Source organism: Amylibacter sp. IMCC11727 (assembly GCF_029854195.1).
Taxonomy (GTDB): Bacteria; Pseudomonadota; Alphaproteobacteria; order Rhodobacterales; family Rhodobacteraceae; genus Amylibacter.
On record NZ_CP122960.1, the window covers coordinates 3183482 to 3207493 of the forward strand.

The 24012-nt window shown below is 53.7% G+C and carries 25 protein-coding genes; 11 read left to right on the forward strand and 14 right to left on the reverse strand.

Going from position 1 to position 24012, the window contains the following annotated elements; translation table 11 throughout:
- Positions 1-33: 33 nt before the first annotated feature.
- On the reverse strand, positions 34-657 hold the full coding sequence (locus QBD29_RS15915; RefSeq protein ID WP_280099066.1) for a M23 family metallopeptidase: 624 nt from the start codon (positions 655-657) through the stop codon (positions 34-36).
- Between the two features lie 132 nt (positions 658-789).
- The gene (locus tag QBD29_RS15920; protein ID WP_280100985.1) at positions 790-1251 is read right to left on the reverse strand and encodes an SH3 domain-containing protein; all 462 of its coding nucleotides are present in this window, start codon (positions 1249-1251) and stop codon (positions 790-792) included.
- A gap of 159 nt (positions 1252-1410) precedes the next feature.
- On the opposite strand from QBD29_RS15920, the gene QBD29_RS15925 reads away from it, so the two are divergent.
- Both QBD29_RS15925 and QBD29_RS15930 read left to right on the forward strand, forming a co-directional pair.
- Positions 1411-2397: a D-glycerate dehydrogenase gene (locus QBD29_RS15925; RefSeq protein ID WP_280099067.1), complete on the forward strand. Its 987-nt coding sequence runs from the start codon at positions 1411-1413 to the stop codon at positions 2395-2397.
- A 3-nt stretch (positions 2398-2400) separates the two neighbouring features.
- Positions 2401-3063, forward strand: coding sequence for a DUF2306 domain-containing protein (locus tag QBD29_RS15930; protein WP_280099068.1), 663 nt, complete (start codon positions 2401-2403; stop codon positions 3061-3063).
- Here the strand turns inward: QBD29_RS15930 and QBD29_RS15935 are convergent.
- The 5 genes from QBD29_RS15935 to QBD29_RS15955 form a co-directional block, all read right to left on the reverse strand.
- The gene (locus QBD29_RS15935) at positions 3054-4328 is read right to left on the reverse strand and encodes a hydroxymethylglutaryl-CoA reductase, degradative (RefSeq protein WP_280099069.1); all 1275 of its coding nucleotides are present in this window, start codon (positions 4326-4328) and stop codon (positions 3054-3056) included. The genes QBD29_RS15930 and QBD29_RS15935 overlap by 10 nt on opposite strands.
- Positions 4325-5365 (reverse strand): HesA/MoeB/ThiF family protein, encoded by a 1041-nt coding sequence (locus QBD29_RS15940; RefSeq protein ID WP_280099070.1) that lies wholly within the window; start codon positions 5363-5365, stop codon positions 4325-4327. The genes QBD29_RS15935 and QBD29_RS15940 overlap by 4 nt, the downstream gene beginning before the upstream one ends.
- Entirely contained in the window at positions 5365-5802 is a 438-nt protein-coding gene (gene dut / locus QBD29_RS15945; RefSeq protein ID WP_280100986.1) for a dUTP diphosphatase, read from the reverse strand. Before dut ends, QBD29_RS15940 begins: the two co-directional genes overlap by 1 nt.
- Before the next feature lie 16 nt (positions 5803-5818).
- On the reverse strand, positions 5819-7018 hold the full coding sequence (gene coaBC / locus QBD29_RS15950; protein ID WP_280099071.1) for a bifunctional phosphopantothenoylcysteine decarboxylase/phosphopantothenate--cysteine ligase CoaBC: 1200 nt from the start codon (positions 7016-7018) through the stop codon (positions 5819-5821).
- Between the two features lie 139 nt (positions 7019-7157).
- Positions 7158-8045, reverse strand: coding sequence for an RNA polymerase factor sigma-32 (locus tag QBD29_RS15955; protein WP_280099072.1), 888 nt, complete (start codon positions 8043-8045; stop codon positions 7158-7160).
- 100 nt (positions 8046-8145) lie between these two features.
- Between QBD29_RS15955 and cobU the strand changes: the two genes are divergently transcribed.
- From cobU to QBD29_RS15975, 4 genes are read left to right on the forward strand one after another with little or no spacing between them, the layout of a single operon-like run.
- The gene (cobU, locus tag QBD29_RS15960) at positions 8146-8682 is read left to right on the forward strand and encodes a bifunctional adenosylcobinamide kinase/adenosylcobinamide-phosphate guanylyltransferase (RefSeq protein ID WP_280099073.1); all 537 of its coding nucleotides are present in this window, start codon (positions 8146-8148) and stop codon (positions 8680-8682) included.
- Positions 8679-9257, forward strand: coding sequence for a histidine phosphatase family protein (locus QBD29_RS15965; protein ID WP_280099074.1), 579 nt, complete (start codon positions 8679-8681; stop codon positions 9255-9257). The genes cobU and QBD29_RS15965 overlap by 4 nt, the downstream gene beginning before the upstream one ends.
- A 58-nt stretch (positions 9258-9315) precedes the next feature.
- Entirely contained in the window at positions 9316-10194 is an 879-nt protein-coding gene (locus QBD29_RS15970) for a glutathione S-transferase (RefSeq protein ID WP_280099075.1), read from the forward strand.
- 54 nt (positions 10195-10248) lie between these two features.
- Positions 10249-10614 carry a hypothetical protein gene (locus QBD29_RS15975; RefSeq protein WP_280099076.1) on the forward strand — a complete coding sequence of 122 codons (366 nt, stop codon included), beginning with the start codon at positions 10249-10251 and terminating at the stop codon, positions 10612-10614.
- Here the strand turns inward: QBD29_RS15975 and QBD29_RS15980 are convergent.
- Both QBD29_RS15980 and QBD29_RS15985 read right to left on the reverse strand, forming a co-directional pair.
- Positions 10611-11270 carry an NYN domain-containing protein gene (locus tag QBD29_RS15980; RefSeq protein ID WP_280099077.1) on the reverse strand — a complete coding sequence of 220 codons (660 nt, stop codon included), beginning with the start codon at positions 11268-11270 and terminating at the stop codon, positions 10611-10613. The two genes, QBD29_RS15975 and QBD29_RS15980, sit on opposite strands and share 4 nt — an antisense overlap.
- Before the next feature lie 93 nt (positions 11271-11363).
- Entirely contained in the window at positions 11364-12326 is a 963-nt protein-coding gene (locus QBD29_RS15985; RefSeq protein ID WP_280099078.1) for an IS1595 family transposase, read from the reverse strand.
- A 103-nt stretch (positions 12327-12429) separates the two neighbouring features.
- Here QBD29_RS15985 and QBD29_RS15990 point away from each other — a divergent pair, with 103 nt between their 5' ends.
- Positions 12430-12654 (forward strand): DUF6471 domain-containing protein, encoded by a 225-nt coding sequence (locus tag QBD29_RS15990; protein ID WP_280099079.1) that lies wholly within the window; start codon positions 12430-12432, stop codon positions 12652-12654.
- Positions 12655-12659: 5 nt separating this feature from the next.
- Here the strand turns inward: QBD29_RS15990 and QBD29_RS15995 are convergent, their stop codons facing one another.
- Positions 12660-13550, reverse strand: coding sequence for a hypothetical protein (locus QBD29_RS15995; RefSeq protein WP_280099080.1), 891 nt, complete (start codon positions 13548-13550; stop codon positions 12660-12662).
- A 107-nt stretch (positions 13551-13657) separates the two neighbouring features.
- On the opposite strand from QBD29_RS15995, the gene QBD29_RS16000 reads away from it, so the two are divergent.
- Positions 13658-15169: a YifB family Mg chelatase-like AAA ATPase gene (locus QBD29_RS16000; protein WP_280099081.1), complete on the forward strand. Its 1512-nt coding sequence runs from the start codon at positions 13658-13660 to the stop codon at positions 15167-15169.
- Here QBD29_RS16000 and QBD29_RS16005 read toward each other — a convergent pair.
- The 4 genes from QBD29_RS16005 to rsmI all read right to left on the reverse strand — a co-directional run bounded on the left by QBD29_RS16005 (position 15138) and on the right by rsmI (position 18377).
- Positions 15138-16052 (reverse strand): alpha/beta hydrolase, encoded by a 915-nt coding sequence (locus QBD29_RS16005; protein ID WP_280099082.1) that lies wholly within the window; start codon positions 16050-16052, stop codon positions 15138-15140. The genes QBD29_RS16000 and QBD29_RS16005 overlap by 32 nt on opposite strands.
- Positions 16052-16987 carry a glutathione synthase gene (gshB, locus tag QBD29_RS16010; RefSeq protein ID WP_280100987.1) on the reverse strand — a complete coding sequence of 312 codons (936 nt, stop codon included), beginning with the start codon at positions 16985-16987 and terminating at the stop codon, positions 16052-16054. The genes QBD29_RS16005 and gshB overlap by 1 nt, the downstream gene beginning before the upstream one ends.
- A 142-nt stretch (positions 16988-17129) precedes the next feature.
- Positions 17130-17498, reverse strand: a complete 369-nt coding sequence (locus tag QBD29_RS16015) for a YraN family protein (protein WP_280099083.1) — start codon at positions 17496-17498, stop codon at positions 17130-17132.
- A 24-nt stretch (positions 17499-17522) separates the two neighbouring features.
- Positions 17523-18377, reverse strand: coding sequence for a 16S rRNA (cytidine(1402)-2'-O)-methyltransferase (rsmI, locus tag QBD29_RS16020; protein ID WP_280099084.1), 855 nt, complete (start codon positions 18375-18377; stop codon positions 17523-17525).
- Between the two features lie 110 nt (positions 18378-18487).
- Between rsmI and QBD29_RS16025 the strand changes: the two genes are divergently transcribed.
- From QBD29_RS16025 to murJ, 3 genes are read left to right on the forward strand one after another with little or no spacing between them, the layout of a single operon-like run.
- Entirely contained in the window at positions 18488-19666 is a 1179-nt protein-coding gene (locus QBD29_RS16025) for a penicillin-binding protein activator (protein ID WP_280099085.1), read from the forward strand.
- Complete coding sequence (locus QBD29_RS16030; RefSeq protein WP_280099086.1) at positions 19650-22460, forward strand: [protein-PII] uridylyltransferase; 2811 nt, start codon at positions 19650-19652, stop codon at positions 22458-22460. Before QBD29_RS16025 ends, QBD29_RS16030 begins: the two co-directional genes overlap by 17 nt.
- Positions 22457-24007 carry a murein biosynthesis integral membrane protein MurJ gene (gene murJ, locus QBD29_RS16035; protein WP_280099087.1) on the forward strand — a complete coding sequence of 517 codons (1551 nt, stop codon included), beginning with the start codon at positions 22457-22459 and terminating at the stop codon, positions 24005-24007. Before QBD29_RS16030 ends, murJ begins: the two co-directional genes overlap by 4 nt.
- Positions 24008-24012 lie beyond the last annotated feature (5 nt).

Here is a 24012-nt window from a genome sequence, read left to right on the forward strand (position 1 = left end):
TCTTCCGCGCTTACATATCCAACAGTCCAACAATCACTTACAGGGCACGGGATATGTGATTGTCCCTTTGGGATAGGTTTCACCTTCGCGAAAACAGGTCACTCGTCCTGGTCCATCGGCCCAATACACATGCGGGTTCACGCCGCGTTTCCCATCTTTCAGATACCGCACATGCCCCCAAAAATTTCCGCGATTCGTTAGGCGCGGCGTCCGTCCAATCTGCAAATGCAAATGCCGCACTTTTGAAATACACCTGAACTTAAAATGGTTGTTGCCAAGCCGGCCGACCAATTGTCCGCGCGACACGGTTTGCCCTTTGCGCACCAGCGCCTCGCCAAGATGGCCATAAAGTACAATCAATCGTTTTCCGTCGAAACCAACCCCATGATCCACCATCAGCGTCGGCCCCCAACAACTGCCCACCTCGAAATCCAGCACACGCCCATCCGCAACAGCAATGATTGCCTGTCGGTTTGGTCCGCGAATATCAATTCCTTGATGGCGGGATTTGCGACGAAATCCGTTCACGCCTTTCTTGCTCTGAAACTCCGAAGCAATTTTGGGCGCCGTTTTTGGCACAACCACGTCAATTTTTTGGGCAAACCCAGCCAAGGGTACACAAACAAACATAGCCAATTGCAGTATAAATCGCATCATGCGCACCTTTCGAACCTTTGCAGAAAAACCAAACTGTGTCTCTCATCGCGCAAAAAACGGTGCTAGGCAAATAGACAAAAGGTTTGCGCTATCGAATTTGGTGGGTATTCAGGCTGTGGGGCAGCACCGAAATCAATCACGCAATTCTTTGGGGGCCACACCCCAAAGCTCCGCTTTTTTGGCCCAGCCGTCCGCCCCTTGAGCGGACAATTCACAATACTCTTCGACACAAGAACCAAGCCGCAACAACGCGCCGCGCTCAGCATAGGCCTGTGTTGCCGCTGCATCATTTGGCGTCAGATAGAGGCGAATTTTCTCTTCACGAACAATCACATACCGCGCACCTGACAACAGCGAATAATGCATCCAACCACCCTGTCCCTCAGCGTCTTGTACTCGCCGCCAATGGCCATATTCGGCCACCACTTTCAGGGGCATGTTTTCGTGCTTGAACACCCAATCCACACGGTGCGTGAGGGATGGTCCACGGCGCACGTTTCCTTCCGCTGCTTTCATCGAAACAAATCGTGGCATTGGGAGATTGGTCACGGGCCCCCGTTTGGTTTCGGCCACAACCACACCACTGGCCCCCATGATCCATAGGGTTAAAACCACCATCACACTCGTGAAAATCGCCCGTGTCATCTTGACCCGCTCGCCTGAAATATTGCCTCTGATGGGGTCTTTGATCTTGCCCCTTTGGCGCAATTCTTGGCAGAATAGAACAAACAAATCCAGTATTGGTTGCCCCGAATGCCCGCAAGAAAACTAAGTGTTGTTGTTACGCGACGGTTGCCCGCAACGGTCGAATCCCGACTTGCCGAATTGTTCGATGTTACATTGAACGAAACAGACACGCCCATGACCCGCGAACAGCTGATCACAGCCATGCGCACGGCGGATGTTTTGGTGCCAACTTTGAACGACACAATCGACGCTGGGATGCTGTCTTTGGCAGGGGGAAACCTGCAGCTGATTGCGAACTATGGCTCGGGCGTAGATCACATTGATGTGGCCACGGCACGGCAACACGGGATCATTGTGTGCAACACACCTGGTGTGTTGGCCGATGACACGGCGGATATGACCATCGCACTGATCCTTGCTACCATGCGCCGCTTCAAAGAAGGCGCAACACATATGCAATCGGGCGATTGGCAGGGGTGGTCCCCTTCGGCGTTTCTTGGGGCCCGTTTGGGTGGCAAAAAGCTCGGCATCCTTGGCATGGGCCAAGTCGGTTCGGCCGTGGCACAACGGGCATCGGCCTTTGGGATGGATATCAATTATCACAACCGAAATCGTGTGCATCCCGATAAAGAAAAGTCTTTGAACGCAACCTATTGGCAAAGTTTGGATCAAATGCTGGCCAATATGGATGTGGTATCAATCAATTGCCCGCACACCCCCAGCACCTTTCATCTGTTGAACGCGCGGCGTCTGAAACTGATGAAACCCTCTGCCTTTATCATCAACACTTCGCGGGGCGAAGTTGTTGACGAAAACGCGCTCACGCGGATGCTACGCGCAGGTGAATTGGCAGGCGCAGGGCTTGATGTGTTCGAACACGGAAACGAGGTGAACCCCCGTCTACGCGATCTGGATAACGTGATGCTCTTGCCCCACATGGCCTCCGCCACCGAAGAGGCACGGGTGGAAATGGGCGAAAAGGTCATCATCAACATCAAAACGTTCGAAGACGATCACCGCCCACCAGATCGCATCGTCCCTGGCATGTTATAACGCGTGGCCCGCACTGCCATTTCCACCGCATTGTTGGCCTTGCTGATCTTTTGCACGCTGCCTTTTGTGTACCAAGCAACGCAATTGGGCATCCGTGGCATGAGTGGGACTGCTGAAACATCACGTATTTTCACCCCGAACGCGCCGATAACAAATGCCAGCATCTTTTTGCACATGCTGTTTGGCGCAATCATTACGATTCTTGCCCCACTGCAATTGTCTGAATGGCTGCGGCAGAACCGCCCAAAATTCCATCGGTTCATCGGCCGCATTTTGGTGGGATTAGCGGTTCCCACAACACTTGGTGGCTTGGGGTATATCGCATTGAAAGGCACCATCGGCGGTGTACAAATGGACGTGGCCTTTGCGCTTTATGGGGTCCTCTTATCGGTTGCCGCAATCCAAGCAGCACGATTTGCCCGCGCAGGGCACTTCACCCGTCACAACCGTTGGGCGTTGCGGTTCTTTTTCCTCATCATCGGATCGTGGATCTATCGTGTGCACTATGCTTTGTGGTTCACGATTGTTGGCGAGGCAGGGCATACATCCACATTCGACGGTGCATTTGATCAGGTGCAAAATTGGGCGTTCTTTCTGCCCTATTTGCTGATCCTAGAGGCCCGTTTCACCCACCGCGATGGCCCGTTTTGGGCGCGTCACGCCTGATCCAATATCCGCTTCGCAGCATCAACACTCACGTCACCTGTCGTAACAATCGCGGCGGCCACACGCTCGATATCCGCCCCTTCGGCCCCTGCGACGATTGCGATGTTTCGCGCGTGCAATGCCATGTGCCCCTTCTGAATGCCTTCGGTCGCAAGCGCACGCAACGCCGCCATATTCTGCGCCAATCCAACGCTGGCCACCAGCATCGCTAACTCGCGCGCGCTCCCTACATTCAGAACTTTTAGCCCCGCTTGTGCGGCAGGATGGGTTTTCGTCGCACCCCCAACCAACCCCAACGCCATGGGCAATTCAATTGAACCAACCAAATTATTTTCAACGTCAATTTCCCATTTCGTCAGCGACGTATATCGCCCCGATTGCGCGGCAAAAGCATGTGCGCCTGCTTCGATCGCGCGCCAGTCATTGCCCGTTGCGACCACCACAGGATCAATGCCATTCATAATCCCTTTGTTATGTGTTGCCGCGCGATACGGATCAATCAGCGCCAAGGCACAGGCCTCTACAATGCCTTGCGCCACGTCTGCCCCGTCGAGCGTATCAGTGCTCAATGTGTCTGCGGACACCGTCACCTTGGCCCGCACCAAACGACGATCCGCAAGGTTTGATAAAATCCGTAATCGGCTTTGCCCACCTGCCAAGGCCGCAACACGTGGGGCCAGCAATTCGGCCATGGTGTTTACCGTATTGGCCCCCATGGCATCACGAACATCCACCAACAAATGCGCCACCACCATCGGCCCAACGGGCGAGGTTTCAAAGGTATGAACCTCAATATCTTTGCATCCACCACCCAATGAAATCAGAACCGCATCTTTTGAATTGGCCAGTTCGATCAGCGATTTCTTGTCTGCCAAAATCGCATCTTTGGCGGCGTCAACATCCGTGACTCCCAACACCTGAATTTGCGCACGCATGATTGGATCATCCGCGTCCGCAACGAAACCGCCATCCACACGGGCCAGCTTGGCCATGTAACTGGCAGCGGCCACAACTGACGGTTCTTCCACAGCCATTGGAACCAAATAATCTTTGCCATTCACACGGAAATTCGTCGCCACACCAAGCGGGATTTCAAATTTGCCAATGACGTTTTCAATCATGCCATTCGCCAAATCCAACGGCAGGATATCACGTCCAGACAATATCGCGCTATCTTCTTGGGTCAGTTCTGTCTTCACCACCAAAGCAGCGCGACGATCATCGGGCGACAGATTGCGAAACTCTGGAATTTCAGAACCGCTCATCCCTGTTCTCCGCACACGTCACAATCTGACCGCCGCTCGATTTTGATTTTGCGGCTTTCCCCATAAAGCGCGTCAAACATCAGCATTTCCCCACGCAAAGACGTGCCAGCACCGACAATTTCCTTGATCGCTTCGGACGCCATCATGCTCCCAATGATCCCTGGCAATGCGCCCACGACCCCTGCTTCAGCACAGCTTGGGGCCAATCCATCGGCGGGTTCTGTGGGAAACAGACAGGCATAACAGGGTTCACCATGTGCAGGATCGAAAATCGTAACCTGCCCTTCCCACTGCCCAATCGCACCTGAAATCAACGGCTTACCCGCCGCCATGCAAGCCTTGTTCACCGTGGCGCGGGTGGCGAACGTGTCCGTCCCATCCAGAACCAAATCAAACTCTGCCACCAGATCGGTGCCAATCTCTTCGGTGAATTTTCGGTTGTAGGGCAGCACATCGACGAACGGGTTCAACGTAACCAAATGCGATTTCGCGGCGAACACTTTGGGATGTCCCACATCCGTTTCTGTGAACAAAACCTGCCTTTGCAGATTGCTGGCGGACACGTGATCATCATCAATCACACCAAGTGTGCCAACCCCAGCCGCCGCCAAATATTGCAAGACGGGTGATCCGAGTCCACCAGCCCCAACCACAAGAACACGGGCTTTGCGCAGTTTCTGTTGCCCCTGACCGCCCACTTCCCGCAGCACAATATGGCGAGCGTATCGGTCCAGTTCAGTATCCGACATTTGGTCACTTTTCACGGGGGCAGCGGTGGGGCCTTTCGCTCTGTCGCGCAGGATTTTCACAACCGCAAAGTACAACCAAACCAAACCGATAATTGCCAACAACGTGACCCAATTGGCAACGGACCCGCCTGTCATTTCACGCAGGCTGTTTCCAGCGGGCAAGGTCAATTGCACCAGCATCACAAACACCACACCCAGCAGAGCAATCGCTCCTTGGGCCACATTCGATCCGCCCATTTTGCGAACCGCGAAAACCGCGCCGCCAATGATGAAAAGCGTAAGAAACATCAGCCGCGCCCAGTGGAGCCGAAACCCCCATCTCCGCGCTCTGTGTCGGACAGCGGATGATCCAAATCCCAACCAACCTGCATCACAGGCGCAAACACAATCTGCGCAATCCGATCCCCGTGATGAACCGTGAAATCCGCATCCCCGTGATTGATCAGAATTACACCCAGCGGGCCCCGATAATCGCTGTCGATTGTGCCTGGTGAATTGACCAAAGTGATCCCATGTTTCAACGCCAACCCCGAACGAGGCCGCACCTGAGCCTCGAAACCTTTTGGGATTTCCAAGGCCAACCCCGTTGGGATCAAGGCCCGTTGCCCAACTGCAATGCCTACATGCGCCCGATCAGCAAAGTTCGCCCGCAGGTCCATTCCCGCAGCCCCCGCGGTTTCATAACTCGGCAGCGCAATGTCACGATCAGCGCCATCCAAATACATGACTTTTACTGCCAGATCAGCCACCGATCACCTCTGCGATTTTGGCGGCCAATCGATCTGCAACCGCCTGTTTTCCCATACGCGGCCAGTCCTCGGCCCCGTCTTTGTGGATCAACGTCACATCGTTTTCCGATCCGCCCATAATCCCCGTTTCAGGGGACACATCATTGGCCACGATCCAATCACAGCCCTTGCGCAACCGTTTCGCTGTGGCGTGATCAATCACATGGTCCGTTTCCGCCGCGAACCCAACAACCAGATTGGGTCGCCCCGTTTTCATCTTTGACACAGTGGCCAGAATGTCTGGGTTTTCGGCGAACTCCAACACAGGCAAATTGCCCGTACCGTCCTTTTTGATCTTGCTATCTGACGCCCCTTCAACGCGCCAATCAGCAACCGCAGCAGCAAACACAGCGGCATCGGCGGGCAACCCCTTTTTAACGGCCGCTAACATCTCAGCAGCCGTTTCTACGCGCACCAAATCTACCCCTTCGGGCATAGGCGCTGTGGCGGGCCCCGTCACAAATGTCACCCGCGCACCGAGTCCGACCAAGGCCTGCGCAATGGCGCTGCCCTGTGATCCGCTTGATCGGTTTGCGATATACCGAACAGGATCAATGGGTTCGTGGGTTGGGCCGCTTGTGACCAAAACATGTTTGCCTTTCAGCGGCCCGTTCAAAAGCGCATCTTCCACCGCGGCGACAATTTCAGGCACTTCGGCCATCCTGCCCGGTCCGTATTCTCCGCACGCCATATTGCCGCTGTCTGGCCCCACAACCAAAACGCCATCCCCTGTCAGGGTTTCCAAATTCCGCTGGGTCGCTGCATGATCCCACATACGCACATTCATCGCAGGCGCGATCAACACCCGTTTGTCTGTGGCCATTAACAACGTACTGGCCAAATCGCCCGCCACACCATGGGCCATTTTAGCCATCAAGTCCGCCGTTGCGGGGGCCACCACCACCAAATCGGCGGCACGGGACAGTTGGATGTGGCCCATTTCGGCCTCATCGGTCAGGTCAAACAATTCGCGGTACACTTTGGATCCGGACAACGCCGCAACTGACAATGGAGTCACAAATTCTTCGGCCGCACGGGTCATCACTGGCACGACCTGTGCGCCGCGATCCTGCAAGCGCCTGATCAAATCAAGGCACTTGTATGCGGCTATTCCACCGCCGATGACCAATAAAACTCTGCGTCCGTTCAACATGGGCAATCTCCAGTCTTCCAGCAGACTTAATCACCTTACTTCAGCAAAGCAAAGGGCAGCCTGCACATTTGCGGGCCGCCCCATGTTGCAAACGATCATTCCGCAATCGTTTTGCACCTTTTTCACTATTTGATGTCGATTACATCAGCGTGGCCATAACCTCTGCGGTTTTGCCAGTGTTCTGCTCCAAAAGCTTCTTCAACTTGCCGAGTGCAGCTGACTCCACTTGGCGGATACGTTCTTTGGACAGGCCCAGTTCTTCACCGATTGATCCAAGCGTGCGTGTATCTTCGATCAGCAAACGCTGGGACAGAATGTATTTTTCACGATCATTCAGACCATCCATTGCTTCGTTCAGCCAATTGCGCAGTTGACCCAAGTCGTGATTGCGCTCCACCACTTCAGCCGCTTGCGGGCTGTCATCGGCCAGCGCGTCTTGCCATTCGCGGCCCTCATCTTCGGCGGATTGCTGTGCGTTCAAAGAAAAATCAGACCCGGACAAACGCCCTTGCATCATCTCCACATCGCGCAGCGGCACGCCAATTTCTTGGGCAATCATTTCAGACAATTGATGCCCATCCAGCTCTTCACCCTGTGCCGTTGCTTCGCGTTCCAATGTCGCTTGAACCCGCTTGAGGTTAAAGAACAGCGCTTTTTGGCTGCTAGTGGACCCCGTGCGCACCATGGACCAGTTGCGCATCACGTAATCTTGGATGGCCGCTTTGATCCACCACTGCGCGTAGGTTGAAAAACGAACGCCGCGATCAGGATCGAATTTATCCGCCGCCTTCATCAGGCCAACGCCTGCTTCTTGGATCAGGTCGTTTGTGTTTGCGCCATACCGCTTAAACTTCGACGCCATGGAAATCGCCAAGCGCATGTAAGCGTTGATCAAACGGTGCAGCGCTTTTTCATCACGCTCATCACGCCACGCTTTGGCCAGCATGGTTTCTGTTTCCGCGTCCAGCAGTTCAGCAGACATCGCAGTGCGGCGAAAGTCTTGAGAAGGAATGTCGTCAAGTGGCATAGGTCAACTCCCAATCTAAATGTCAGAGCCTTCTTTAAGCTCTGGTTACAATATACTACGGATGGGATGACGAATTGGTTCACAATGGAGTGCAAAAATCGTGCAATTGCCAAAATTCACGCTCGTTCTGGGGGGCGCGGCCTCTGGAAAGTCGAGCTTTGCCGAAAAACTTGTGATCCAATCAGGCCTGAATCGAAGCTATCTTGCGACGGCACAGGCTTTCGATGATGAAATGCGCGAAAAAATCAAGGAACATCAAAGAGATCGCGGTGAAAACTGGGACACAACAGAAGTCCCGATAGAGCTGCCAAAGGCGGTTTTGGATCAACCGAACGACAATATTATCCTTGTGGATTGCCTCACACTTTGGCTCACAAACCTTATGTTATCCGATGCAGACTGCGACACGGCGGCACAGGCGTTTTTTGATGCGATCCGCACGCGCAACACCCCAATTGTGGCCGTTTCAAACGAGGTTGGTCACAGTGTGATCCCAGAAACGTCATTGGGTCGGCGTTTTCAGCGGGCCCAAGGCAGATTGAACGCGCAGGTCGCCGCAAAGGCGGATTTGGTTGTTATGGTCACGGCAGGATTGCCGCAAACGCTCAAAGGCACATTGCCGTCGGATCTGTCATGACTCGCATTTGGATGGTACGCCACGGCCCCACGCACCGTGATGGATTGATCGGCTGGACAGATGCCCCTGCGGATTTGTCTGACACGGCGGCCATTGCCCGCCTCGATGCCTATTTGCCGGCGGATGCCATGGTGATTTCCTCGCCTTTGATCCGCTGTGTAGCCACGGCCGATGCCATTCAAAACGCCCGCACCCGCCTGCCCCATGACCCAGACCTGCGCGAATTTCATTTCGGTACATGGGAAGACCGCACCTTTGCGCAAGTGTCTGAAACCGACCCAGACCTGTCACGAGAGTACTGGTCCAATCCTGGCGATGTGGCCCCACCCAATGGCGAAAGCTGGAACGATGGTCGCGCCCGTGTTAGCCGCGGCATTGATCGTCTTATCGCGAACCACCCAGACAAAGACATCATCGTTGTCGCCCATTTCGGCGCAATTTTGACCCAAGTTCAGCGGGCATCGAACATGACTGCAAAATCCGCACTGGCATTTAAAATCGACAACCTATCTGTGACCCAGATCGAACATATGGGCAGTGCATGGCGCGTTTTGGGCGTGAATCACACACCGTGAACCCGATGACCACAAATCTGAATTTGCCTTCCATTCGGCAAAGCGATTACCTGTGCTCATGACTTATTCTTACGAACTCGCCGTCGCCGATAAAATGTATTCCAGCTGGTCCCTTCGCGGCTGGTTGCTGTTCGAAGCATTCGGCATTCCCTACAAGCAACACACGGCATTCATGCGCTCCGACGCATTCCACGAAATGCTATCCCATTTCAAACCTGCGCGGCTCGTGCCCGCGATGAAGTTTGATAATCATGTGGTCACCGACAGCCTCGCCATGGCCGAAACCTTGGCCGAGCAAAATCCGTCCCTGAACATGTGGCCAACTGATCCGGGTGCGCGAGCGATGGCGCGGTCGGTGGTTGCGGAAATGCACTCTGGCTTTGGCCCGTTGCGCGGCGATTGCCCCATGAACTTGCGCCACAGTTATCCTGATTTCAAACCCTCTGGTGCAGTGCTGGCAGATGTGGATCGCCTGACCGAACTGTGGACCCTGTGCCGCGAAACCTATGGGGCGGATGGTCCGTGGTTGTTTGGCGCATACTCCATTGCAGACGCGTTTTATGCTCCTGCGGCCACACGGCTCGCAACCTATCATCTCCCTCAAAACGGCGTCGCAGCAGATTACATGGCGGCCCATCTGGCCGAACCCACCTTCCGCCGCTGGCGCGCCATGGCGTTTGCCCAAAATTATGTGCAGCCAGGATATGATCTGGACCTTGAAACTGCATCGTGGCCTGGCCCTAAACCTTTGGATGCGAAACCTGTCGAAACGGGTCCCTCAGAAAACGAAAACTGCCCATATTCGGGCAAGCCTGTTACCCATTTCCTAGAACTCAACAGCCGCACTTTCGGCTTCTGCAACGCCTTTTGCCGAGACAAAACTGTGGCAGACCCAGAAGCATGGCCCGCGTTTATGGAAATTTACGGCCTTATGTAGCAAACGCACCAAGAAAAGTGAATCCCTGACGGCCTGATTTTGGTACGTTGGGGCATGCAAACACGGTCCATCATATCAACGCTATGCCATATGCGGTTACAGGCCATACGTGGCACTGGTGAAGGGCTAGAACACATTGAAGCCCTTATGCGGCAATACGGGTACGATCCCGCCAGTCAGCCGATATCTGAACACAGACCGCGTAAGTTTGGCCGCAATGCGTTGCGTAGGGCGATCATAGCCGCGTTAAAGCAGGGCGAGGCCACATCCAAAGAGATTGCCGCCAGAATAGCAGACACGCACGATATGGACGCTGACGAGGTCTGGCGTAGTGTTACGGTGGCGTTGAACGGGCTAAAGAAGCGTGGGACCATTCAGAAGCGGGATGAATGGCCTAGGGCCGTGTGGTGGTTGGCTTAGGGGTTTTCTATATCGTATTCGCGAGGACACCTGATAAAGGATTGATCTTCGGGATTCCGAATAATACTCGGAAACCTGCATTTTTCGATATCATCTCTATTTAGCAGTCTTTTGCCGTTACAGTGGTTAACTGTCTTTTGCGATACTACCTGATTTGGCGGTACAACGGTTATAATTCCTTTTTCTGGGAACGCCCGCCTAATGAAAAAAGCTGTAGCGGCTTGGTCACTATCTGCGCTTAGCAGATAAACCCAATCAACCAAGTCATTGGCAACATCGGAATAGGCTGAGAGAGCCATATTAATGTCCGATTGCTTTTCGTTATCTTTGTTATCAACAGTTCCACAGGCAGAACACGGTTCGCTCGAACCAGTGACATAATGCCCCAGCTCGACTTTCACCCCCGTTGCCTCAAGCGCCTCAATATATTTCTCATGCCGTGATTTTGCTTCGATGTCATTTTTTCGAAATGCACTGCAATAGGTTGTATTAACCAAATTGTGTTGGCGATCCTGACAAATACGTTCTCCCAATTGCCGAAGATTTAACCATTTCAGACTATTATCTTCTAAACCACAAAGTTGATAATAAAGATTGAAGCCATCGACATACAAACCAACCCTGTTCCCCTCAACGACTTGACTTTTGTAATTCAAACTATTAAATCCACCTTATCACGTTGGTCTAGGCCAGCAGCCCTCAGGTCACGGTCTGGGGGTTTTCTTTTGCCCGAAAGCACTTTGTAGAGCTTATTTGGCCCGCTGCCAATACCCCTTCAACTCACGCGACACTGGCGAGAACAGCGCATTGCGCAGCGCCCGTTGTGTCAGAGTCTTGGCGCATTCCAAACGGTGATCCTCGCACCATGCAGCGTGTGTGGCGTACTGGTGCAGGTACTTAGGGGATACAAAGTGGTGCTGGCCTGACACCATGCGGCGAAGACGGGAAAAGTAGCTTTCAACCCAGTTTGTGTGCTTGCCGTTCATTTCAGAATACCGCTCGGAGTGGTTGATACGGCCACAATCAAACGTAGTGTCCAACAAATCCCAGTGTGTCGCTTCGTCTGCAAACATCATGGAACCATGCTCAACAACGGCATTGGCGATTGCTACGCCTTCCATTTCTGCCTTACCCACGAATGGCAGAGTACGGCCACCGCGCTCACGCAGGGCGATCACAACGCGGCGTAGGCCTGTCTGGTGCTTTGCCAAGCGGCGGTCCTTACGGTCTGCCTTTTCGTTCTCTGGGCGAATGTGACCACCAAAGTATGCGCCGTCGATTTCAACCTCACCGTCCAACTCAGCACCGTCGATTTCAGCGCCAAACGCCTCACGCAGTTTGTGTGCCAGAACCCATGCTGTTTTGTACTGAACGGAAAGTGTGCGGGAAAACTGAACTGAGGACATGCCCTTGGAGTTGGACACGAACAAACAAATCGCTGCCAGTAGGTCCACAAAGTCCAACTTGCGGGATGCAAAGATTGTACCACTGGTTACGCTGAACTGGTGGTGACACGCCTTACACTTGAACTTGCGGCGTGTGGTGATGGAATAGGCCTCACAGACGCCACAGCGAGGGCATACAGCCTCACCATCGGTAGAAGCCCAACGGATATCACAGAACACTTTATACGCCGCATCTTCACCCGCCTTGTAGATTTCCTTGAGGGAAAGGCTGCGAGCTGCGCTTGAGAGGAGAAAGTGTTGTGCCATTTTGTATCGTATCCATTACCTATGTAACGAATATAATACGTAGACGTATCGAATGCAATGCTTTATGTAATGATTATGATACTTTTATTTACATAGGTGATACATGCCAGATCAAAACGAATGGGAAACCAAAGCCGCGAACCTACTCAAGGCTGAATTGAAGCGACAAGGGGTTACTTATGCGGGTCTGGTGGATAAGCTAGAAACCATTGGAATCAGTGAGAAAGAGGTAAACGTTCGCAACAAACTATCCCGTGGAAAGTTCACAGCGGCGTTTTTATTGCAATGTTTAGAAGCTATTGGGTCATCACAGTTGCGCTTGGATTAGTAATTTTAGCCACTGAAAGTCGGAGTCAGACCGCTGCCGAAGATCAGCCACGGCAGGAAGAAAGCACTTCCGACACCCAGAGCGACAGCAAACAACAGAACCCCAAACCCGTAGACCTTACGCCCGTGCTCGAAAATATCGAAGCCGCGATCCGCGATCTTATAGCTGAAGAAGACAAAATAGCCGCTGAGGCCCAACAGAACCGCGAAAGCCGTGATCTTGAGGCCCAAGAGGGCATGGCTAAATGGGCTGAGTGGATGTTTTATGCTACGACCGCCACAGTCGTCCTCACCCTTGCGGCCCTCATGGCAATCATACGAACGCTTCACCACACTAGACGTGCCGCTGATAGTGCGGAAATAGTCGCTAGAGATACAAAAGCTATCGGAGAGGCTCAGGTTCGCGCCTATTTGCATTGTGGGAGTGCAAGTTACGAGTTTGGAGAAGATTATCTGACTGCGACTCTGCAAATACTGAATGCAGGTCAATCCCCCGCAACTAAAGTAACTCTCACGGGGACGGCGCATGTAGGCCTTATTGGAGGCCTTGAGCATATGCCAAGGGTTCTGGACAACCTGTACGCCGTCGAAACTGATAGCGACGTTGAGCCAGTTTCTGCACAAGGGGAAACTGAAGGCAGAATTACATTTTTTTTGGACCACCACTTTGCCGACGAAACAGAACTTCAAATTGGGCAAACGGCACAAGAATTTTTCAACACGCGGAACCAAGTCTCTTTCGACTTGAGATTGGCTTGGCGCGATGTTTTCGGTCAGAACCACCTCATAGACCTGCAACTCCATGCAGACGTAAACGGGCCAATTGAAGTTTCTGGAGACCTCTCCTTGTACGTTGATGGTTAAAAACGACACAATTGCAGCAAGCACCTTAGTCACGGAGCATCCCCCGCTTTGGTGCGTTTGCTACATAAGGCCGGAAATTTACCAAAAATAAACCTTCCATCGCCTAGCGTTAACCATTCTTAACGCAAGGCGGGGTGAACATGGTTGCACGGGCGTATACGGTGGCGTTCCACGGGGTAGAAGCCCGCTTGGTCGAGGTGCAGTGTTCCCTTTCACCTGGGATGCCTGCATTCAACATTGTCGGCCTTCCCGACAAAGCCGTATCCGAGGCAAAGGAACGTGTGCGCTCTGCCATGACCGCTATGGCCTTGGCGCTGCCCTCCAAGCGCATCACCATTAATCTGTCACCTGCGGATATTATAAAAGAAGGTTCGCACTTCGATCTGCCAATCGCACTGGCGTTGATGGCCGCGATGGATGTGATCCCCCAAGACGAAGTAGCACGGCAGGTGGCTTTGGGCGAACTCTCCCTTGATGGAAAACTGATCCCTGTGATTGGCACACTGCCCGCTGCACTGGCCGCGGCCGAAGCGGAGTGCAATCTTGTGTGTCCCGCTGATTGCGGGGCTGAGGCCGCTTGGGTCGGTGCTGTGCAAGTGATCGCACCTGCGTCTTTACTGGAATGTATGAACCATTTTCGCGGCCGCCAGACGCTGCCCCCTGCCCAACCGGGCGAAGTTGTGCCTGATACCAACACCAAATGCCTGCGTGATGTCAAAGGCCAAGAACGGGCCAAACGCGCCTTGGAAATTGCCGCCGCTGGCAGGCATCATCTGTTTTTTGTCGGCTCACCTGGATCGGGGAAATCCATGATGGCGGCCCGCATCCCAAGCCTGTTGCCCGCGCTTGAGGCGGAAGAGGCGCTTGAAACCTCTATGATCCATTCGCTGGCTGGGTTGTTATCATCGGGCGGCATTTCCAAATCACGCCCCTTTCGTGATCCCCACCATACCGCATCCATGGCCGCCATTATTGGCGGCGGACGCGGCGCGAAACCAGGCGAAGTATCCTTGGCCCATAACGGCGTTTTGTTCCTTGATGAATTGCCCGAATTCACGCGCCAAGTGCTCGAAACGCTACGACAACCATTGGAAACGGGTTCGGTTATGGTGGCCCGCGCCAACAACCACGTCACCTATCCTTGTCGGTTTATGCTGGTCTCTGCCGCCAACCCCTGTCGATGCGGATACCTCGCTGACGCAGAACGGGCCTGCGCCCGCGTGCCCATCTGTGGGGAGGATTATTTGGGTAAAATCTCTGGTCCTCTGATGGATCGATTTGATTTACGGGTCGAAGTCCCGCCTGTTTCCATGACGGATTTGACCCTGCCTGATGATGGCGAAACCTCGGCCACCATTGCGGCGCGAGTGGCAACGGCACGGCAGGTGCAACGGGCCCGTTACGCGGATCATCCTGACTTGCGGCAAAACGCAGACATCGAAGGGGAACATCTGAACGAAGTGGCCACACCTGATTCCGAAGGGGCAGAGATGCTGAACAAAGCGGCGGATAAATTCAAATTATCCGCTCGCGGATACCATCGCATTTTACGAGTATCGCGCACCATCGCCGATCTTGCAGGGTCCGAAACCGTGCAAAAACCCCATGTGGCCGAAGCGATTAGTTATCGTTTGGTGTCCGCTGCCCCTTGATAAACGCAACAACATCATCGAGCCCCGCCCGCGCCTCTGGAAAATGGCCGCGCATGATGTGAAACACATGAAACGCATTTGGAAAACTGCGCACGAGAACATCATGGCCCAGCGCCACCAGTTTTTGCTGCATTGCCAAGGTATCATCGCGCAACACTTCGCCCTCGCAGTGATGCAGCAGCAAGGGCGGGCACCGTTTGAAATCCGCATGTAAAGGCGAGGCATGAGGATGGGACAGGTTGTCGGCATCTACATACATCGCACCGATTTCATCAAACCGTTCGGCGATCAACAACACTTCGCTCTTGGCGTTTTGCGTCATGCTGTCAAAGCGTGCGGACATATCCACAACAGGGCTGAGCGCGAACGCACTTTGCGGTAGGTCCTCTCCTGTTTCGGACAAATGCCCAAGCAAGGCGAGGGTTAATGCCCCACCCGCACTGTCCCCACCCAGCACGATTTGATCCGCGCGAAGGCCGCGATCCAACAGGCCGCGATAGACTGCAAAACAATCCTCAAACGCTGCGGGAAATGGGTTTTCAGGGGCCAAGCGATAGCGGGGCATCACAGCCTCTATGCCAAGCCGCCCCGCCAAATCCGCAATCATATGTTTGTGCGTATCTGGGCTGCCCGCCACGAAGGCGCCGCCGTGGAAATACAACAGCACATCATCGCGTTTCACCGCATTGCGCGACACCCATAAAACTGGAACATCGCCGATGGTCCCGTTGCGATAAATGGCAAACGGGGGATGTAAATGCATCCGCTTTGCATGGGCTTCAAATGCGGCACGCACATGGGCAGGGTCTGCTTGACGACGCAACCATGGTTTAATCACCGCCCGCGTAAAGGCGCTATAAGCCCAAAGGCGCAGCGAATTCATCAACCCACCCGTTTTTCAATGGCCTGCCAAATCTTCTCAGCCACATTGATGCCGTCAAACCGCTCCAGTTCTTGGATGCCCGTGGGCGAGGTAACGTTGATTTCCGTCAGATTGCCCCCGATCACATCAATTCCCACGAAAATCTGGCCCTTCTCACGCAACAACGGCCCAATGGCCGCACAGATTTCGCGGTCCCGATCCGACAGCGCCACCTTTTCAGGCCGCCCGCCTACGTGCATGTTGGATCGTGTTTCCCCCTTGGCAGGGACGCGGTTGATGGCCCCAACAGGCTCCCCATCCACAAGAATCACACGTTTATCCCCCGCAGCCACATCCGGCAGAAACTTTTGCGCGATCAATGGCTCGCGGTTGATACCAGTGAAAAGCTCGTGCAGGGAATTGAGGTTGCGATCACCAGGTTCAAGGCGGAACACCCCTGCCCCCCCATTTCCATAAAGCGGTTTGAGGATGATATCCTGATGCTTTTCTTTAAACGCTTTCAGGGTTTCAATATCCCGCGCGATGGTTGTAGGCGGCGTCAGGTCAGGAAATTGCAGCACCAACAGTTTTTCAGGATAATTGCGCACCCACATCGGATCGTTCACGACCAATGTGTCTGGATGGATCATGTCAAGGATATGTGTGGTGGTGATATACCCCATATCAAAAGGTGGGTCTTGGCGCAGCCACACCACATCCCAATCCGCAAGGTTGATCTTTTCCTCTGGCTGGAGCGTGACATGATCCCCTTCTACGCGGCGCAATTCCATCCGATGTCCCCGTGCGGTGACTTGCCCTTCTTCAAAGGCCAGTTTGTCTGGGGTGTAAAAAAACAATTCATGCCCACGGGACTGGGCCTCTTCTGCGATGCGAAAACTGCTATCGGCGTTGATATCGACGGCCCCAATCGGGTCCATTTGAAAGGCAACTTTCAAGGTCATATTTGGCTACTCTTTTCACGGGGGCGCTCGGAGCGCGCCCAAATTTCAAGTTACCAAATACATGACGGATGCGGGAACATGTTTCAATGACCCTGCAACAATTAAGCGATATCCCCATGCTCTGCAAAAATGGAAATCAAGCGGACAACAAAGCCCCAGGCATCACTTTGATTTTGCCAGTTGCATCCACAAGCGCAGCATCAAACCGACATTCAGTGTCAAGCGACCCCGCCTTTTGAGCAAGGTATTGCAACGCGGCATCATGGATACGTTGCTGTTGGCGTGGTGTGATTTGTTCGACAGCCGTTTCAAAGGTCGAACTGGATTTCACCTCAACAAAATAGATTTTTGATCCGTGTTTTGCCACCAGATCAATTTCGCCTTCTTTGGTTTTCCAACGGCGTTCCACAATATCAAAACCAGATCGCACATAGGCCGCCGCGATTTGGTCTTCAGCGGCTTGCCCTTTTAGGTATGAAATTTTCCCACGCGATGCTTTGTCCATCCCAAGAGACTATCACACAACAAATTAAGATTTTCCTAACACCAAAGCCCGCGCGTAAACCTCTTTGCGGGGCAAGCCAAACCGCGTTGCCACATCACTGGCCGCATCTTTGGTGCGCATGGATTTCAGCGCATCCTCCAAAGCCGCATCAATATCTGCTTCGCTGGCTTCAACCACAATGGGAGGGCCGAGCACGATAACAATTTCGCCCTTAATGCTTTCGCGGGCGGCTAATTGCGCAAGGACTTCTTGCAACGTGCCGCGAACAACTTCTTCAAATTTTTTGGTAAGCTCGCGGCACACAGACACAGGCCGTTCTGCACCATAGATTTCAATCATGTCTTTCAAGCTCGCCACAATGCGTTTGGGCGATTCGTAGAACACCATCGTGGATGGGATCAGTGCAAATTCCTGTAAAAAACGTTGCCGTGCGGATGATTTATTGGGGGCGAACCCTGCGAAAAAGAACCGATCCGAAGGTTGGCCAGATACGCACAGCGCCGCCAGAACCGCACTTGCCCCAGGGGCAGCAAAAACAGGCAATCCTTCCGCAATAACCGCACGTGACAGATCAAACCCGGGATCCGCCACCATTGGCGTTCCCGCGTCTGAAACATAAGCCACAGATGCGCCGTTTTTTAGGGCGTCAATAATCTGCGGGCGCACTTTTGCCCCATTATGATCATGATAGGCCAACAGCCGCCGCTCCCCGAGCTTTATCCCATGTATTTCAAGCAATCGTCGCGTATTGCGCGTGTCTTCGGCTGCCAGAACATCCGCACCTGCCAAGATATCCAAACTGCGCAGCGTTATATCGCGTGCCGCCCCGATAGGAGTGGCCACAATATGCAACCCAGCGGTTATTTTTCCAGCGCCCATGTGCCTAATTCCATTTCTTTGTTCCTACACCGTTGATTTCCCTGTAGGCAGTCCCTAACTTTTTGCATGAAACGGCCATCACAGGCCAGCCAATTCAGGGGGATGGGAACATGGCTGCTTTGCACCACTTTAAAAAACTCGGACGACACGCGCTTGGGGCGCTTGGTGTTGGCCTTTTGCTGTCAGGGTGTATTGAAACCAATACCGCGTCACAGGGCCCCAAAGTGAACACCAGCCAACCTGTCGTGGTTGGCCTTATGGTGCCCTCTGGTTCAGGCAATGCTCAAACGGAATTGCTGGCAAACAGCCTGATTTCTGCGGCAAAACTGGCCGTTGCGGAAATGCCAGACGCCAAGATCGACATGCGGGTGTATTCCACGGGTGGCGACGCGAACCAAGCTGCCGCTGCGGCACAGCGTGCGGCAAATGACGGTGCAAAAATCCTTGTTGGCCCTCTGTTCGCGCAGGCTTCAAACGCGGCGGGCACAGCGGTGGCTGGCAACAGCATCAACGTGCTGAGCTTTTCCAACAACCCCGATATCGCGGGCGGGAACGTGTTTATTTTGGGCGACACTTTCGCCAATACCGCAAACCGTGTGGTTGGCTATGCCGCGTCTCAAGGTAAAAAATCCATCGCAGCACTGGTTCGTGCGGATGCGGCAGGCACAGTCGCCGCCAATGCGGTCGAATCTGCGGCAAAATCAAATGGTGCCGCATATGTAGGTGTCGCAAAATACGAACTAACCAACGAAAGCGCCGTTGCCGCGATTTCAGCAACCAAAGGGTTGATCCAGCAAACAGGCGCAACCGCTCTGGTCATGGATGCGGATGCCGCGGGGGCATTGCCCGTCTTTGCACAGTTACTGCCAGAAGCAGGCATCAGTTCAGCCAACACACAATTCATTGGCCTGACCCGGTGGGACAAAACATCCGAACAAGTGCGCGCCAGCACAGGGGTGCAAGGCGCGTTGTTTGCGATGACAGACACCAGTGCAACATCTTCGTTTTCACAGCGATATTCCGCTACTTACGGCAGCAGCCCGCATTTGCTGGCTGGCAAAGCCTATGACGGGATGCGCGCTGTTGGGACACTGTTGCAAACAGGCTCACGCGACGCGCTCACACGCAGCGCATTGACACGCAACGCTGGCTTTAGCGGGGCCAACGGTGTATTCCGCTTCAGGCCTGACGGCACAAACCAACGCGCACTGGCCGTGGCCACGTTCCGCGAAGGCCAAGTCGTCGTTGTTGATCCAGCACCGAGGAGCTTTGGTGGCGCCGGTTTCTAAAACAAAGTCTACGTCACAGACCAAATCCGATCCCGGTGCATTGATTTGTGCGCCGGGATTGCTTTTTGATGCGGCGGGAGTGCAGCGATCCATTGCAGAGGCCGTTGCCCAAGCAAAAGACAATTTTGGCAAACGCTCGGCCATTTCAACGGCTTTGCATGCGGCAAATGTAAACGCCCGCGAACTCATCAAAACCGCCTACCAAGCAGCCCCGTTTGAAACCCGCAAAACGACCCGTGCCTACACCTATGTCACGGATCAATTGGTCAGTGCCACGTTGGCCAATGTCATCGAATATCTGCATCCAAACCCCAATCCTACAAGCACCGAGAAAATCGCAGTAATGGCCGTTGGTGGCTATGGGCGCGGGGAAATGGCACCTTTTTCTGATGTGGATTTGCTGTTTCTTTCCCCCTACAAAATGACCGCTTGGGCAGAAAGCGTGGTGGAATCCACGCTTTATGTTCTCTGGGATCTCAAGCTGAAAATCGGCCACGCCACGCGAACCGTTGATGAATGCTTGCGCCTTGGCAAAGAAGATTTGACCATTCGCACCGCCCTGTTGGAAGCGCGGTTTTTAACAGGGGATGCAGAGCTGGCGAAATCCTTTGAAGCCACGCTTTGGAAAAACCTGTTCAAATCCACAGGGCCAGAATTTGTGGCGCTCAAACTCGAAGAACGCGAACAACGCCATCGCAAGCAAGGGGCGACACGGTTTTTGCTGGAACCCAATGTGAAAGAAGGCAAAGGCGGCTTGCGCGATTTGCAAACCCTGTTCTGGATCACAAAATATCTGTCAGGCGCAAAGCTCAAGTCAGAGATGATTTACCAAGGGTATTTCACTACACAAGAAATCGAAAATTTCGCCAAAGCCGAAGATTTCTTGTGGACCGTGCGCTGCCATTTGCACCTGTGTGTGGGCCGCGCGGCAGAACAGCTTACCTTTGACAACCAAGTCGCCATCGCAGACGCCTTGGGCTATTCGGAAAGCAAAGGATTGCTGGCAGTCGAAGCCTTTATGCAAGATTACTTTCGCCAAGCCACGCACGTAGGAGACCTGACACGGATTTTCCTCACCGCACTTGAAGGGCAGCATGTGAAACAGCAGCCTTCGATCGGCAAGCGATTGTTGAATGCCATGCCGTGGAACCGCGATGACTCGGTTCCTGCGGGGTATCGGATTGAACACGGGCGTTTGGCCATTGCGGATGAAACAGCGTTTTTGGGCGACCCAATCAACTTCCTGCGTATTTTTGAACAGGGGTTGGCATCGGATATTCTGATCCATCCTGATGCGATGCGCTTGATCGTGGCGAACCTGCATCTGATCGACGATGATTTGCGCCAGAACCCAGATGCGCAAAAGATGTTTTTGTCTACGCTGCTGGACTATGGCAATCCCGAACGGGCGTTACGCCGCATGAACGAACTGGGTGTTCTGGGCGCGTTTATCCCCGAATTTCAACGGATCGTCGCGTTGATGCAGTTCAATATGTACCACCACTACACAGTGGACGAACACACGATCCAATGTATTTCCAATCTGGCACGCATCGAAAAAGGGCAGCTCAAAGAAAGCCTGCCCGTAGCCTCTGGCATTTTGGAAGACGGAGTTGATCGCAAGGTACTGTACGTCGCGATGCTTCTGCATGACATTGGCAAAGGCCTGCCCGAAGACCATTCCATCGCGGGTGCTCGACTGGCCCGTGAAATTGCACCGCAACTTGGGTTGTCCCCTGCGGAAACCGACACTGTGGTTTGGCTGGTCGAACATCATTTACTTCTGTCTGACGTGGCACAAAAACGCGATCTGTCTGATCCACGCACCGTGCGCGAATTTGCCAAAATTGTGAAAACAACGTCCCGATTAAACCTGCTAACAGTTCTTACGGTTTGCGACATTCGTGGCGTCGGACCTGGCACATGGAACAACTGGAAGGCGCAGCTGATCCGCGACCTTTATCGGTTCACCCGCATGACCCTGCAAGAAGGGTTCGATACGGTTGACGAAGCACTGGCCCCTGATGAAGCCAAAGAGGCCTTCCGCGCGGCAATGCCGAAATGGTCCAACGACCAAATCACGGCGGAATGGGATCGCCATTATCCCGCCTATTGGCAGGGGCTGAACACGGAAACACACACAGTGTTTGCCAAACTGATGTCAAAGGCCTCCACCAGTGAAATCGCTATGGATATCAAACCTGATGTGGCACGGGATGCAACGCGCGCCTGTTTTGTGATGCAGGATCATCCAGGTATCTTTTCACGCCTTGCAGGGGCTTTGGCGCTGGTCGGGGCAAACGTTGTGGACGCACGTACCTACACCACCAATGACGGGTTCGCCACATCGGTGTTTTGGGTGCAGGATGCCGACGGAGCCCCCTATGAAAAATCCCGCCTTACGCGGTTGCGCAGCATGATTAACAAAACGCTCAAAGGCGAGGTCCTAGCCCAAGATGCACTAAAATCCCGCGACAAAATCAAAAAGCGCGAGCGCGACTTTAACGTGCCAACTGAAATCACTTTCGATAACACAGGATCGGACATTTATACCATTATCGAGGTGGACACACGCGACCGCGCAGGGCTGTTGTTTGATCTGACCAAAACCCTATCGAACAACAATATCTATATCGCCAGTGCGGTGATTGCGACCTATGGCGAACAAGCTGTGGATGTGTTTTATGTCAAAGACATGTTCGGTTTGAAACTGCATTCCCCAGCCAAACAGGCCAAGATCAAACAGGCGCTTACGGCGGCCATTGATCGCGGGGCCGAAGTGGCCATGTCATGAGCCCAAAATCCAATCCGATCCGCCTGATCGCCAGCTTTTTCACGGTCAGCGTGTGGACGCTCGCAAGTCGTGTCATGGGATTTGTGCGCGAGATTATGTTCGCCAGCTTTTTTGGCTCTTCGGCCACAGCAGAAGCGTTTCAAATTGCCTTTGCTTTGCCCAATATGTTCCGCCGCTTTTTTGCGGAAGGGGCCTTCAACATGGCCTTTGTGCCTATGTTTGCCAAAAAGCTGGAAAATGGCGAAGACGCCAAAGAGTTCGCGCAAAATGCGATGGCGAATTTGGCCACAATTCTGATCATCCTAACCACCATCGCTCTGATAGCTATGCCGTGGTTTGTCTGGGCCACCGCATCTGGATTTGTTGGGGACGAGCGGTTCGATTTGGCCACGGATTTTGGCCGCATCGCCTTTCCCTACATCTTGTTTATTTCGCTGGCCGCGCTGTTATCAGGGGTTCTGAACGCGCTTGGCCGATTTGCCGCCGCCGCTGCTGCACCTGTGTTTTTGAACATCATCCTCGTGGCGGCCATGACATTGGCCTATTACCAAGGCTACGACGTGGGTCGCGCTTTGACTTGGGGCGTACCCGTGGCGGGTGTTGTGCAGCTCGGCATCGTTTGGGTCGCTGCAAAACGCGCGGGCATTCGCTTGATGCCTCAAATGCCCCGTCTGACGCCCGATATCAAAAAGCTCGCACTGATCGCCTTGCCTGCCATGCTGGCGGGCGGCGTGGTGCAGGTTAACCTGTTGGTTGGGCGCAACGTAGCCAGCGATTTTGAAGGGGCAATTCAATGGTTAGCTGTTGCGGATCGCCTATACCAACTGCCCTTGGGTGTGGTTGGCATTGCCATTGGCGTTGTGTTGCTGCCCGATTTATCGCGCAAACTGTCCGCAGGGGATGCGGATGGTGGGCAATATGCGTTTAATCGTGCCACCGAATTTGCCCTTGCCCTAACACTGCCTGCCACTGTTGGGCTGATGCTGGTGCCTGAACATGTGGTGTCTGTGCTGTTTGAACGGGGCGCGTTTAACGCCAATGACAGTGCAATGACCGCCAGCGCCTTGGCCATTTATGCCGTTGGACTGCCCGCATTTGTGCTGCAAAAAGTGTTTCAGCCGCTGTATTTCGCCCGTGAAGACACCAAAACCCCGTTCCGTTTTGCATTGGTGTCGATGGTGCTGAATGCCGTGTTGGCGATTGGGTTGCGCGAATACTATGGCTTCTTGGCAGCCGCCATTGGCACGACACTGTCTTCCATTGCATTGGTGGTTTTATTGTACTTTGGAACACGCAGACTTGGCATGGAAGCCCAATTCGATGCTGGGCTAAAACGCACCGTTCCACGGTTGTTTGCGGCCAGTCTGGTCATGGGGTTGGCCACCTATGGTCTTGGTCAACTGCTGGCCCCGTATTTTGGCCAAGCGGGCATACGCTATGCTGCCCTTGTTGTTCTCATCATCGGCGCCATCGCCGTTTATGCCGCTGCGTGCGTCCTGTTCGGCGCCTTCACGAAACAAAGCCTACGCGGTTTTGTAAAACGCTAGTGCCC

What these genes read in the sequence shown, in the direction of transcription:
- rsmI (WP_280099084.1), bottom strand. Translation starts at nt 18,377, where the DNA reads ATGGGCGCTGGAAAAATAACCGCTGGGTTGCATATTGTGGCCACTCCT.
- QBD29_RS15935 (WP_280099069.1), bottom strand. Translation starts at nt 4,328, where the DNA reads ATGAGCGGTTCTGAAATTCCAGAGTTTCGCAATCTGTCGCCCGATGAT.
- QBD29_RS16005 (WP_280099082.1), bottom strand. Translation starts at nt 16,052, where the DNA reads ATGAATTCGCTGCGCCTTTGGGCTTATAGCGCCTTTACGCGGGCGGTG.
- QBD29_RS15925 (WP_280099067.1), top strand. Translation starts at nt 1,411, where the DNA reads ATGCCCGCAAGAAAACTAAGTGTTGTTGTTACGCGACGGTTGCCCGCA.
- QBD29_RS15970 (WP_280099075.1), top strand. Translation starts at nt 9,316, where the DNA reads ATGACTTATTCTTACGAACTCGCCGTCGCCGATAAAATGTATTCCAGC.
- QBD29_RS15975 (WP_280099076.1), top strand. Translation starts at nt 10,249, where the DNA reads ATGCAAACACGGTCCATCATATCAACGCTATGCCATATGCGGTTACAG.
- QBD29_RS15965 (WP_280099074.1), top strand. Translation starts at nt 8,679, where the DNA reads ATGACTCGCATTTGGATGGTACGCCACGGCCCCACGCACCGTGATGGA.
- QBD29_RS15990 (WP_280099079.1), top strand. Translation starts at nt 12,430, where the DNA reads ATGCCAGATCAAAACGAATGGGAAACCAAAGCCGCGAACCTACTCAAG.
- QBD29_RS16015 (WP_280099083.1), bottom strand. Translation starts at nt 17,498, where the DNA reads ATGGACAAAGCATCGCGTGGGAAAATTTCATACCTAAAAGGGCAAGCC.
- coaBC (WP_280099071.1), bottom strand. Translation starts at nt 7,018, where the DNA reads ATGTTGAACGGACGCAGAGTTTTATTGGTCATCGGCGGTGGAATAGCC.
- QBD29_RS15915 (WP_280099066.1), bottom strand. Translation starts at nt 657, where the DNA reads ATGATGCGATTTATACTGCAATTGGCTATGTTTGTTTGTGTACCCTTG.
- murJ (WP_280099087.1), top strand. Translation starts at nt 22,457, where the DNA reads ATGAGCCCAAAATCCAATCCGATCCGCCTGATCGCCAGCTTTTTCACG.
- QBD29_RS15940 (WP_280099070.1), bottom strand. Translation starts at nt 5,365, where the DNA reads ATGTTTCTTACGCTTTTCATCATTGGCGGCGCGGTTTTCGCGGTTCGC.
- QBD29_RS16025 (WP_280099085.1), top strand. Translation starts at nt 18,488, where the DNA reads ATGGCTGCTTTGCACCACTTTAAAAAACTCGGACGACACGCGCTTGGG.
- QBD29_RS15955 (WP_280099072.1), bottom strand. Translation starts at nt 8,045, where the DNA reads ATGCCACTTGACGACATTCCTTCTCAAGACTTTCGCCGCACTGCGATG.
- QBD29_RS15985 (WP_280099078.1), bottom strand. Translation starts at nt 12,326, where the DNA reads ATGGCACAACACTTTCTCCTCTCAAGCGCAGCTCGCAGCCTTTCCCTC.
- dut (WP_280100986.1), bottom strand. Translation starts at nt 5,802, where the DNA reads ATGTATTTGGATGGCGCTGATCGTGACATTGCGCTGCCGAGTTATGAA.
- QBD29_RS16000 (WP_280099081.1), top strand. Translation starts at nt 13,658, where the DNA reads ATGGTTGCACGGGCGTATACGGTGGCGTTCCACGGGGTAGAAGCCCGC.
- QBD29_RS15920 (WP_280100985.1), bottom strand. Translation starts at nt 1,251, where the DNA reads ATGGGGGCCAGTGGTGTGGTTGTGGCCGAAACCAAACGGGGGCCCGTG.